General features: G+C 69.5%; 7 protein-coding genes. 6 read left to right on the top strand and 1 reads right to left on the bottom strand.

Going from position 1 to position 12,414, the window contains the following annotated elements; all coding sequences use genetic code 11:
- The first annotated feature begins 772 nt into the window (after nucleotides 1–772).
- The 3 genes from AV521_RS20170 (at nucleotide 773) to AV521_RS20160 (ending at nucleotide 3,978) form a co-directional block, all read left to right on the top strand.
- Nucleotides 773–1,447 (top strand): PadR family transcriptional regulator, encoded by a 675-nt coding sequence (locus tag AV521_RS20170; protein ID WP_076089872.1) that lies wholly within the window; start codon nucleotides 773–775, stop codon nucleotides 1,445–1,447.
- A gap of 44 nt (nucleotides 1,448–1,491) precedes the next feature.
- Nucleotides 1,492–2,574 carry an inositol-3-phosphate synthase gene (locus AV521_RS20165; protein WP_076089871.1) on the top strand — a complete coding sequence of 361 codons (1,083 nt, stop codon included), beginning with the start codon at nucleotides 1,492–1,494 and terminating at the stop codon, nucleotides 2,572–2,574.
- A 111-nt stretch (nucleotides 2,575–2,685) separates the two neighbouring features.
- Nucleotides 2,686–3,978 carry an MFS transporter gene (locus AV521_RS20160; protein WP_076089870.1) on the top strand — a complete coding sequence of 431 codons (1,293 nt, stop codon included), beginning with the start codon at nucleotides 2,686–2,688 and terminating at the stop codon, nucleotides 3,976–3,978.
- A gap of 64 nt (nucleotides 3,979–4,042) precedes the next feature.
- On the opposite strand, the gene AV521_RS20155 is transcribed toward AV521_RS20160, so the two are convergent.
- Entirely contained in the window at nucleotides 4,043–5,485 is a 1,443-nt protein-coding gene (locus tag AV521_RS20155; RefSeq protein ID WP_076089869.1) for a CCA tRNA nucleotidyltransferase, read from the bottom strand.
- Nucleotides 5,486–5,764: 279 nt separating this feature from the next.
- Here AV521_RS20155 and AV521_RS20150 point away from each other — a divergent pair, with 279 nt between their 5' ends.
- The 3 genes from AV521_RS20150 (at nucleotide 5,765) to AV521_RS20140 (ending at nucleotide 12,404) form a co-directional block, all read left to right on the top strand.
- A complete protein-coding gene (locus tag AV521_RS20150) occupies nucleotides 5,765–8,155 on the top strand; it encodes a DUF6049 family protein (protein ID WP_076089868.1) in 2,391 nt (796 codons plus the stop codon).
- 45 nt (nucleotides 8,156–8,200) lie between these two features.
- The gene (gene murJ / locus AV521_RS20145; protein WP_076089867.1) at nucleotides 8,201–10,564 is read left to right on the top strand and encodes a murein biosynthesis integral membrane protein MurJ; all 2,364 of its coding nucleotides are present in this window, start codon (nucleotides 8,201–8,203) and stop codon (nucleotides 10,562–10,564) included.
- Nucleotides 10,565–10,682: 118 nt separating this feature from the next.
- Nucleotides 10,683–12,404: a protein kinase family protein gene (locus AV521_RS20140; RefSeq protein WP_076089866.1), complete on the top strand. Its 1,722-nt coding sequence runs from the start codon at nucleotides 10,683–10,685 to the stop codon at nucleotides 12,402–12,404.
- The last annotated feature ends 10 nt before the right edge of the window (nucleotides 12,405–12,414 follow it).

Here is a 12,414-nt window from a genome sequence, read left to right as displayed (position 1 = left end):
ACCTTCCGGCTCGGGGATAGTCGATCAGACGCTTCTTGCCGGGCGCGGTGGACGCACGGCCCCTGCCGCGCCCGGGACCGGTCGGGCCGCCCGGGCCTCCACGCCGGCCATCCGGGCCCGCGTTGTCGGCGCCTCTGCGGCGGCTGCCTCTCTGCGCCGCCCGGCGGGCCTCTGCCCGGCCGCCATAAGGGCGCTCTTCACCTCCGGGACCGTTGGAGTCCGACCCATAGGAACTGGACCCATAGGAGTCGGATGGGGACCCGGTGGCGCCTCGCGGTGCCGCGCGGCGACCGGAGGACGAACCGGACTGGCCGCGTCGGGCCGCGGCACGTCCGCCTCCCTGCGGCTGCGGCGGTTTGCGACGGTGCTCGCTCATCGAACGATTACTCCTCGGGCAGGCGCACCCTTGCGCGCCTGGAACGGCGGCTGATTTCCGGTCCCCCCGAAGTACGGATGTGGTCGGTTCTGCATTCACCCGTACTGCACCGGGGACAACGACGCCCCCGAGGCGTCACTTGGTTCCCGGTGGTCTGCATGCCGCACAGACTACGCACCACCAAAACCGGCCGAGGCCTGAAGTTCACCCCAAATCAGGCAACTTGCATCGTATGAATCGGTGATGTGACCCCGTTCACCACCGTCCCTCTTGTCGCCTGCGGGACACCGTTCTATCGTCGTGATGTATCGAGTCGATACATCAGCGCGAGATAAAGATGCTGAGAGGCACTGCGAGACCCGCGGGAGCGATCAGCGGGACCGAGAGGAGGCGACGATGAGCCGGCGTTCCGGCATCCTCGAGTTCGCCGTCCTCGGCCTGCTCCGCGAATCCCCGATGCACGGCTATGAGCTGCGCAAACGGCTCAACACGTCCCTGGGTGTGTTCCGGGCGTTCAGCTACGGAACCCTCTATCCCTGCCTGAAGACGCTGGTCGCCAACGGCTGGTTGATCGAGGAGCCGGGCAGCACTCATGAGGACGCCGCTCCCCTCGCCGGACGCCGAGCGAAGATCGTGTACCGATTGACGGCAGAAGGTAAGGAGCACTTCGAGCAGCTGCTCTCGCAGACGGGCCCCGACGCGTACGAGGACGAGCACTTCGCCGCACGTTTTGCCTTCTTCGGGCAGACGTCGCGCGATGTGCGCATGCGCGTGCTGGAGGGCCGGCGCAGCCGCCTGGAGGAGCGCCTGGAGAAGATGCGCGCCTCCTTGGCACGCACGCGGGAGCGTCTCGACGACTACACACTCGAGCTCCAGCGCCACGGGATGGAGTCCGTGGAGCGCGAAGTGCGCTGGCTGAACGAGCTCATCGAGAGCGAACGGGCCGGGCGGGACCTGAGGGGTTCCGCTTCCGGGGGGCCCGCTCAGGACACCACCACAGGATCGACGGGCGGCCTGCCCCGTACCGGAGGCACCTCCGGCTCGGATACGCCCGACGAAACCGCCACGTGAGTCCCACTTCAGGGCCTCACTCGTACACACAGGGAGCAACCGGAATGGGTTCGGTTCGCGTAGCCGTCGTCGGCGTGGGCAACTGCGCGGCGTCGCTGGTGCAGGGAGTCGAGTACTACAAGGACGCCGACCCGGCGTCCAAGGTCCCCGGCCTGATGCATGTGCAGTTCGGTGACTACCACGTGCGCGACATCGAGTTCGTCGCCGCGTTCGACGTCGACGCCAAGAAGGTCGGCCTCGACCTCGCGGACGCGATCGGCGCCTCCGAGAACAACACCATCAAGATCTGCGACGTGCCCAGCACCGGTGTCACGGTCCAGCGCGGCCACACCCTCGACGGCCTCGGCAAGTACTACCGCCAGACCATCGAGGAGTCCGACGCCGAGCCCGTCGACGTCGTCCAGATCCTGAAGGACAAGCAGGTCGACGTCCTCGTCTGCTACCTGCCGGTCGGCTCCGAGGGCGCGGCGAAGTTCTACGCCCAGTGCGCCATCGACGCCAAGGTCGCCTTCGTCAACGCCCTCCCGGTCTTCATCGCCGGCACCAAGGAATGGGCCGACAAGTTCACCGAGGCCGGTGTGCCGATCGTCGGTGACGACATCAAGTCCCAGGTCGGCGCCACCATCACGCACCGCGTGATGGCGAAGCTGTTCGAGGACCGCGGTGTCATCCTCGACCGCACGATGCAGCTGAACGTCGGCGGCAACATGGACTTCAAGAACATGCTCGAGCGCGAGCGCCTGGAGTCCAAGAAGATCTCCAAGACGCAGGCCGTCACCTCCCAGATCCCCGACCGGGACCTCGGCGAGAAGAACGTCCACATCGGCCCGTCCGACTACGTGGCCTGGCTCGACGACCGCAAGTGGGCCTACGTCCGCCTCGAGGGCCGCGCCTTCGGTGACGTCCCGCTGAACCTGGAGTACAAGCTCGAGGTCTGGGACTCCCCGAACTCCGCGGGTGTCATCATCGACGCCCTGCGCGCCGCGAAGATCGCCAAGGACCGCGGCATCGGCGGCCCGATCCTGTCGGCATCCTCCTACTTCATGAAGTCCCCGCCGGTCCAGTACTTCGACGACGAGGCCCGCGACAACGTCGAGAAGTTCATCCGCGGTGAGGTCGAGCGCTAGCTCGACACGGCACAGCGCGCTGAGGCGCCGAAGAAAACGCTCCTGCCAGGGCTGTGAGGGTCCCCGGGTTTCCTGACCCGGGGACCCTCGGCATATGTGAGGCTTTGCTCCATGCCCGTCGTCCGTGACCTGCGCGTCCTGCTGTGTCTGCGGGACTTCCGACGTCTGCTGTCCGTGCGCCTTCTCTCTCAGGGCGCCGACGGCATCTATCAGGTCGCGCTCGCCGCGTACGTCGTCTTCTCCCCGGAGAGACAGACCTCGGCGGCGGCGATCGCCTCGGCGATGGCGGTCCTGCTGCTCCCCTACTCACTGGTCGGCCCATTCGCGGGCGTCCTACTGGACCGCTGGCGGCGCCGCCAGGTCCTCGTGTACGGCAACCTACTGCGCGCGCTCCTCGCCGTGGCCACCGCCGTACTGATGGTCAGCTCGGTGCCGGACTGGCTGTTCTACGTGTCCGCGCTGTGCGTCACGGCCGTCAACCGGTTCGTCCTCGCCGGGCTGTCGGCCGCCCTGCCGCGCGTGGTCGACGCCCAGCGCCTGGTGCTCGCCAACTCCCTGTCCCCGACGGCCGGAACCCTCGCCGCGACCGCAGGTGGCGGCCTCGCCTTCCTCGTCCGGCTCGTAGCGTCGGGTTCCGATGCGGCGGTGGTCCTGCTCGGCGCCTTCCTCTACCTCTGTGCCGCCCTGACCTCACTGAGCATGGAGCGCACCCTGCTCGGCCCCGACCGGGCGCCGACACAGCCCCACCTGCGGACCGCACTCGTCGACACCGCACGCGATCTACTAGCGGCCGTCCGGCATCTGGGCGAGCCCCGGCGCCGGGAGGCGGCCTGGGCGCTGGCCTCGATGACGCTGATGCGCTTCTGCTACGGAGCGCTCCTCGTCCTGCTGCTCATGTTGTGCCGGTACACCCTCGCCGCCACCCCCGACGACGGACTCCGGCTGCTGGGTCTCGCGCTGGCGGTGTCCGGCGCGGGCTTCTTCGCGGCCGCTGTGGTGACCCCATGGGCAGTGGGACGGCTCGGCCCCGGCCGCTGGATCATGACCTGCTCCGGCGCGGCCACGCTTCTGGAACCTGCACTGGGTCTGCCATTCAGCATCGGCCCCCTGATGGCCGCGGCCTTCGTCCTGGGGCTGATCACCCAGGGAGCCAAGATCGCCACGGACACGATCGTCCAGTCCTCGGTCGAGGACAACTTCCGGGGCCGGATCTTCTCCGTGTACGACGTCCTCTTCAACGTCGCCTTCGTCGGCGCTGCCGGAGTGGCCGCCCTGATGCTCCCGCCGGACGGCCGCTCGGCGGTGCTGGTGGTACTCGTCGCCCTGATCTATGGCGGGGTTGCCGTGGGCATGGCCCGCTTCGAAGCACGCGGAGGCAGCAAAGGGGGGCGATGTTTCACGTGAAACATCGCCCCCCTCGCTAGACCCTCGGGACATGTTTCACGTGAAACACGACCCGAGCACGGCCTCAGCTCTGCTCGGCCCACCACTCCTTGAGAGCCGTCACCGCCGCGTCGTGCTCCATCGGACCGTTCTCCAGACGCAGCTCCAGCATGTGCTTGTACGCCTTGCCGACGACAGGTCCGGGGCCGACACCGAGGATCTCCATGATCTGGTTGCCGTCGAGGTCCGGGCGGATCGCGTCCAACTCCTCCTTCTCCTGGAGCTGGGCGATGCGCTCCTCCAGGCCGTCATAGGCCCGGGACAGCGCGGCCGCCTTCCGCTTGTTGCGGGTGGTGCAGTCGGAGCGGGTCAGCTTGTGCAGCCGGTCCAGCAGCGGGCCCGCGTCACGGACGTAGCGGCGCACCGCCGAATCCGTCCACTCTCCGGTGCCGTAGCCGTGGAAGCGCAGATGAAGTTCGACCAGCCGCGAGACGTCCTTCACCAGCTCGTTGGAGTACTTCAAGGCGGTCATGCGCTTCTTGGTCATCTTGGCGCCGACCACCTCATGGTGGTGGAACGAGACCCGGCCGTCCTTCTCGAAGCGGCGTGTGCGCGGCTTGCCGATGTCATGCAGCAGCGCGGCCAGCCGGAGCGTGAGGTCGGGTCCGTTCTGCTCCAGCGCGATCGCCTGCTCCAGGACGATCAGCGTGTGCTCGTAGACGTCCTTGTGCCGGTGGTGCTCGTCACTCTCCAGCCGCAGCGCCGGCAGCTCGGGCAGCACATGGGCGGCGAGACCGGTGCCAACGAGCAGGGCCAGTCCCTCGCGCGGGTATGCGGAGAGGATCAGCTTGTTCAGCTCGTCCCGGACCCGCTCGGCCGAGACGATCTCGATACGCCCCGCCATCTCCGTCATCGCAGTGACGACCTCGGGGGCGACCTCGAAGTCCAGCTGGGCGGCGAACCGGGCGGCCCGCATCATCCGCAGCGGATCGTCCGAGAACGACTCCTCGGGCGTACCCGGTGTCCGCAGCGCTCGTGCCGCGAGATCCTCCAGGCCCCCGTGCGGGTCGATGAACTCCTTCTCCGGCAGTGCCACGGCCATCGCGTTGACCGTGAAGTCCCGACGGACCAGATCCTCTTCGATCGAGTCGCCGTAGGACACCTCGGGCTTGCGCGAGGTGCGGTCGTAGGCCTCCGACCGGTAGGTGGTGACCTCGATCTGGTAGCCATCCTTCTGCGCGCCGACCGTGCCGAAGGCGATGCCGACCTCCCAGACGGCGTCCGCCCAAGGCCGGACGATCTTCAGTACGTCCTCGGGCCGGGCGTCGGTCGTGAAGTCCAGGTCGTTGCCGAGCCGGCCGAGCAGCGCGTCACGCACCGATCCGCCGACCAGTGCGAGAGAGAACCCGGCTTCCTGGAATCGGCGAGCGAGATCGTCAGCGACCGGGGCCACCCGCAGCAGCTCGGCGACCGCGCGATGCTGCGCCTGGCTCAGGGCAGAGGGAGTGTCTTCGTTGGGGTTCGGCACAACAGAACAGGGTACGTGGCCCGGCGACCAGGGGCGCCCTCCATTTCCTCCGGGGAGCTGCTCCGGCAGAGGCCGCGGGAAGCTCGTCGCATACCCACAGCAAGCACTGCCCTCGCGGCGTACGGAAGCTCTCCGCTCGATACTGGATATAGAGGACAGGCTGCCGCTGTTCCTCGATCTTGTGCAGGAGACCGCGGCACTTCCCCTCAGCGCGCATCGTTACCATGCGTGGACGCACATTCCGACGACCACTGACGACGACGAGGGACGGGCGAGCGCGTGGCCGAGGCGGCTGACTTCCAGGGGACCAGTGCCTCATCTGCCCGCCGGTGGCTGCGGCGCACCGGCGCGCTGCTCGCCGGTGTGCCACTGCTGGCCGGGCTGCTGCAGCTGCCCGCCGCGGCGCCCGCCCAGGCCGCCTCCGCGGACCCGGTGTCCGTCTCCCTGGACTCGCTGACCCCCACCGCCCCCACGGACGGGGACACGCTGACCGTGTCGGGCACGGTGACCAACAACGGCAAGCAGACCGTCACCGGCGCCCACGTGGGCCTGCAGGTCGGGCCCATGCTGAACACCCGCTCCGCGATCGACACCATCGCCCAGCGCTCCGACGACCTGCAGTCCGGCATGGGAACCGAGGTCGGCGGCAAGTACGTGGAGAAGTTCGCAGCGCTGTCCCCCGGTGTCGCGGAGCACTTCAGCATCTCCGTCCCCGTGGACAAGCTCGATCTCAGCGACGACGGAGTCTACGAGTTCGGCGTCGCCCTCTCCGGCCAGACCGCCGCGCAGCCCTGGGACCAGGTGCTCGGCATCCAGCGGACCTTCCTGCCGTGGCAGCCGTCCGGGGCCGACACCAAGACGAAGACGACGTTCCTGTGGCCGCTGATCTCCACGGTCCACATGACGGCCAAGACGGGCGCCGGTGAGCTTCAGACGCCGGTGTTCCTCAACGACGACCTGGCCAAAGAGCTCGCGCCGGGCGGCCGGCTGGCGCAGATGGTGTCTCTGGGCAAGGACCTGGACGTCACCTGGGTGATCGACCCGGACCTGCTGGCCTCGGTGGACGCGATGGCCACTGGCAACTACCGGTTGGCGGGAGACGGCGACACCACCACGCCCGGCCCGAAGGACCACCAGGCCATCGCCAAACAGTGGCTGGCGAGCCTGCAGAACGCGGTGACGGGCAAAGAGGTCGTCGCACTGCCCTTCGCCGACCCGGACCTCGCGTCCCTCGCGCACAACGGCACCAGCGTCACCGGCTCACTCAGCCACCTCAAGGACGCCACCGACGTCGCCGCCATCACCGTCAAGACCGTGCTCCACGTCACACCGAGCACCGACTTCGCCTGGCCGGTCGAGGGCGCCGTCGATCCGGCGATCATGAAGGTCGCGACCTCTGCCGGAGCCGACCGCGTGATCGCCCGCAGCGACAGCCTCCAGGAGACCGCTGGGCTGCCGTACACGCCCTCCGCCGCCCGCCCGGTCGGCGGCGGCACCACGGCGGTGGTCTCCGACGCCCGGCTGTCCACGGCCTTCGAGGGCGATCTGACGAAGGCGGGCTCGGCCACGCTGGCCGTGCAGCAGTTCCTGGCCCAGAGCCTTGAGGTGAACGCGCAGACGGACAAGCAGCGCAGTATCGTCGTCGCCCCGCAGCGCATGCCAACGGGCAGCCAGGCACAGGCGATGGCGGCGGCGCTGAAGACGCTCCAGGACGGGAACTGGTCCCAGTCCCAGGACCTCGGTGCGGCGGCCAAGGACAAGCCCGATCCGAACGCCACCACGCGTATCCCGTCGGCGTCTGCCTACCCGTCGTCGCTGCGCGCTCAGGAGCTGCCGCGCGCGGCCTTCGAGCAGATCGAGCGCACCCAGGACAAGCTCGGCAGCTTCCAGGTGATCCTCTCCGACCAGTCCCGCGTCGTCACCCCGTTCGGGCGGGCCATAAACCGTGAGATGTCCACCTCGTGGCGGGGCAGGAGCGCGGAGGCGGGCAGCTACCGCGACGGCGTGGAGCAGTGGCTCGACAATCTGGCCAAGCAGGTCAAGCTGATCGACAAGTCGGAGACCAAGCTCTCCGGCCGCAGCGCCACCATCCCGGTGACCGTCCAGAACAACCTCGTCCAGCCCGTCGGCCATCTGGTGCTGCGCCTCACCTCGAACATGCCGACCCGGCTGAAGATCGGCGGCAAGGCCTACGCCGAGCAGCCGGTCGAGATCTCCGGCGGACACAGCCAGTCCGTGAAGTTCAGCACGTCCGCCAACGCGAACGGCCGGGTCACGGTGGTCGCCCAGCTGTACACCGAGGACGGCCAGAGGTACGGCGACCCCGTCAGCTTCGATGTGAAGGTCACCGAGATCACGCCCACCGTGATGCTGGTCATCGGCGGCGGCGTGCTGCTCCTCGTCCTCGCCGGCTTCCGGATGTACACCCAGCGCAAGCGCGCCGCCGCCCGCCAGGCGGAAGAGGACGGCCCCGGCACGGCGGAGGCGGCCTCCGACAAGCCCGGGAACCCCGACGCCCCCGCGGACCGTCTCCCGGAGAAGCCGGAGGAAGCGGAGGAATCGGACTCCGCTTCCGGGGCAGAAGCCCCGGAGCACCCGAGTGACCCTGTGCCGGACACCTCACCGGAAAGCACCGACCCGTCCGGGACGGGTGAGAGAGTGGACCGTTGAGCGATGTCGTGGCCGGTCGGCCCGGGACGATGAGGTGGGGTAAGCATGAACGCGCCGTACGACGGTGATCGCGGCCAGGGCGCGGCCGGCTCGGGCTACCCCGAGACGCCGCCGGAGCCCGGTCAGGTACCGCCGCAGCAACCGGCGGACATGTATCTCCAGGACGCCTACGACCACGACCCCTACCGGGCACAGGACCTGACCGCCCAGGACCCGGTCGCCGAGGCGCTCTACGACCGCGCCGCGCACCCGCCGCCCGCCCCGGGCACCTACGAGCAGCAGCCGCTCTACGGCCCGCCTGCCCAGTCGCCGTACGCGCCCGACCCGCGGGTGTGGGCGCAGACACCGGCGCCGGAGCCGGACGGCGCGGCCCCGTACATTCCGCACGGCGACAACCCGCGTACGACCGAGTTCGTGGGCGTGGACGACCTGGTCACGCACTCGGGTGAGGAGTATCACGAGCCGGACGCATTCGCGCATCTCTTCAAGGACCAGCAGCAGAGCGGCGGGCCCGCTCCCATGGATCCGCCGGGCTTCTCCGGGCCGGCCGCCGCTCCGGGCGCCGGATACGGTCCCGCCGCCCCGTACCCGCCGGCGCACGGCCAGGGCCCGCAGCAGGGCACCCCGTACCCCGAGGCCTCCTACCCGGGTGCCCCGGGGAACCCGGCGCAGCCGCCGGTGCCCGCCCCGGCCGCGGCACCGGCTCCCGCCGGTCCACACCAGGCCGCGGAACCGGAGGTGACCGCTCCCGCGGCCTCCGCCGCGCCCGCGAAGAAGGGCGGCAAGGCCGGCGGGCTGCTGAAGTCCAGCGCCGTGATGGCGGCGGGCACGATGGTCTCCCGTCTCACCGGTTTCATCCGCTCCGCGCTGATCGCCGCGGCGCTCGGCCTCGGCTTCCTCGCCGACTCCTTCCAGGTGGCCTACCAGCTGCCGACGATGATCTACATCCTCACCGTCGGCGGCGGTCTCAACTCCGTCTTCGTGCCGCAGCTGGTGCGATCGATGAAGGAGGACGAGGACGGCGGCGAGGCCTTCGCCAACCGTCTGCTGACCCTCGTCATGGTGGCGCTGGCCGCACTCACCGGCCTCGCGATGTTCGCCGCGCCGCTCCTGGTGCGGGCGCTGTCGCCCACCATCGCCGGCAACCCCGCCGCCAACGACGTGGCAGTCACCTTCACGCGCTACTTCCTGCCCTCGATCTTCTTCATGGGCATCCATGTGGTGATGGGTCAGATCCTCAACGCGCGCGGCAAGTTCGGCGCGATGATGTGGACGCCGGTCCTGAACAACATCGTCATCATCATCTCGCTGGGCGCATTCATCTGGGTCTACGGCAGTGCCGCCAACTCCCACATGGACGTCACCAACATCCCGCCGCAGGGGCAGCGCCTGCTCGGCGTCGGCGTGCTGCTCGGCCTGGTGGTCCAGGCACTGGCGATGATCCCCTACCTGCGCGAGACCGGCTTCCGGATCCGCCTGCGCTTCGACTGGCGGGGCCACGGTCTGGGCAAGGCCGCGATGCTCGCCAAGTGGACGATCCTGTTCGTCCTCGCCAACCAGGCGGGCGCCATGGTCGTCACCCAGCTGTCCACCGCCGCCGGCAAGGACTCCGGCGTCAAGGGCACCGGCTTCGCCTCCTACGCCAACGCGCAGCTGATCTGGGGCCTGCCGCAGGCCATCATCACGGTGTCCCTGATGGCCGCCCTGCTGCCGCGCATCTCGCGCTCTGCCGCCGAGGGCGACGCGGGTGCCGTCCGCGACGACATCTCCCAGGGCCTGCGCACCACCGCCGTCGCCATCGTCCCGATCGCCTTCGGCTTCCTCGCGCTCGGCATTCCGATGTGCACGCTGATCTTCGGCTCCGCGGGTACCAGCTCGGCCGTCAACATGGGCTACATGCTGATGGCCTTCGCCCTCGGCCTGATCCCGTACTCGGTGCAGTACGTCGTTCTGCGCGCCTTCTACGCCTACGAAGACACCCGCACGCCCTTCTACAACACCGTCATCGTCGCCGCGGTCAACGCCGGCGCCTCGGCGCTCTGCTACTTCCTGCTGCCGGCCCGCTGGGCGGTCGCGGGCATGGCGGCCGCGTACGGCCTCGCCTACGCGATCGGTGTGGGCGTCGCCTGGCGGCGGCTGCGCAAGCGGCTCGGCGGTGACTTGGACGGCGTCCGGGTGATGCGGACGTACGCGCGCCTGTGCATCGCCTCGGTGCCTGCGGCCCTGCTCAGCGGCGCGGCCTGCTACGGCATCGGGCACACCCTCGGCCAGGGCGTCGTCGGCTCCTTCGCCGCGCTGGTCGCGGGCGGAGCCGTCCTGCTCGGCATCTTCTTCGTCGCCGCCCGGCGTATGCGCATCGAGGAACTCAACTCGCTCGTGGGCATGGTCCGCGGGCGTCTGGGCCGCTGAGGTGGGGGTAGGCGCACAACCATCGTCCGCCGTCGTGTGTCGTGCATAGCGGCGGACTGTGGGCACAATTGGTTTCGGCGTCGGACAGCGTGCAACAGATGGGGAGGCAGGGACGACGGTGGCGGAACGGAGCACGGCTGCCGTCGACGTGGCAGACAACAGCGGCGAGCAGCCGCTGACCGCCAAGGCGGACCAGTCCACGGCCGACGGGGTGGCCAAGAACCCGGAGCGGGACACGGACAGCGACGAGGCACAGGGGAGCGGCGGGACCGAGGGTCCCGGGACGAAGGCCTCGCCTCCCGAACTGCACAGCGGTCACAAGCTCGCCAGACGCTACCGGCTGGAGGAGTGCGTCACCCGTCTGGACGGATTCAGCAGTTGGCGTGCGGTCGACGAGAAGCTCCGTCGAGCCGTCGGCGTCCATATCCTGCCCGCGGACCACACGCGGGCCCGTTCCGTCCTGGCTGCCGCCCGTTCCTCCGCGCTGCTCGGCGATCCCCGTTTCGTCCAGGTCCTCGACGCCGTCGAGGAGAACGATCTCGTCTACGTCGTGCACGAGTGGCTGCCCGACGCCACCGAGCTGACCACGCTCCTTGCCCCCGGCCCCCTGGAGCCGCACGACGCCTACCAGATGGTCAGTCAGATCGCCTCCGCGATGGCCGCCGCGCACCGTGAGGGCCTCGCCCATCTGCGGCTGAACCCGAACGCCGTGCTGCGCACCTCGACCGGCCAGTGGCGCATCCGGGGCCTCGCCGTGAACGCCGCGCTGCGCGGCATCAGCTCGGACACCCCGCAGCGCACCGACACCGAGGCGATCGGCGCCCTGCTGTACGCGGCGCTCACCCAGCGCTGGCCCTACCCGAGCGACGCGTACGGCCTGTCCGGTCTGCCCAAGGGCGTCGGCCTCATCGCACCGGACCAGGTGCGGGCCGGTGTGCACCGGGGCCTGTCGGAACTGGCCATGCGCGCGCTCGCCAACGACGGGGCCACCGCCTCCCGGCACGAGGCCGCGTGCACCACGCCGGAGGAGCTGGTGAAGGCGATCGGCGAGATGCCACGCATCCGCCCGCCGGAGCCGGCGTTCACGGCCCCGCCGGAGTACCAGCGCACGACCTACCAGCAGGGCACATACGGCCGCCAGGCGCCGCGCCCCGGCGTCACCCAGCCGATCGCGACCCCGCCGCCCCCGCTGCAGAGCCGCACCGGCAAGGCTCTGAAGTGGGCGGTGTCCGCCCTCCTCATCGCCGCCCTCGGCCTGGGCAGCTGGCAGTTGGCGGACGCGCTCATGGACCAGGGCGGCAAGTCCGACGACACCAACAAGAGCCAGCAGAACGGCGACGGCGACAAGGGCGCCGCGAAGGCCAAGTCGGCGCCGATAAGCATCAAGGGCAGCCAGGAGTTCGTCGCCAAGGGAGACCCCCAGCACCCCGGCGACGTCCAGAAGACCTACGACGGCAACACGACCACCTACTGGCGGACCAAGACCTTCAACGAGGGTCCCCCGATCGCGCCCTACAAGCCCGGGGTCGGCATCGTCTACGACCTAGGCTCGGCCAAGCAGGTCAACGCTGCCACCATCGGGCTGCGCTACCCCGGCGATCACACGACCATCGAGTTGTACGCGGCAGACTCACTGTCACCGTCGTCACTCGACTCGATGGTCAAGATCGGCAAGGTCACGACCAGAGGCACCACGGCTACGGTGAAGGTCACCAAGTCGGTGAAGACGCAGTATGTCCTCGTGTGGCTGACGGCTGTGCCGTACTCCGGTCCTGACGCGGCCGCGTACGCCCAGGCCGGCTACAAGCAGGGCATCAGCGAAGTGCAGTTCACGGGCTGACGTCTCACCC

Origin of the sequence: Streptomyces sp. IMTB 2501 (assembly GCF_001953885.1) — a bacterium.
Classification (GTDB): Bacteria; Actinomycetota; Actinomycetes; order Streptomycetales; family Streptomycetaceae; genus Streptomyces.
The sequence above is the reverse complement of the archived record's forward strand: the minus strand, read 5'-3'. Positions and strand labels throughout refer to the sequence as shown.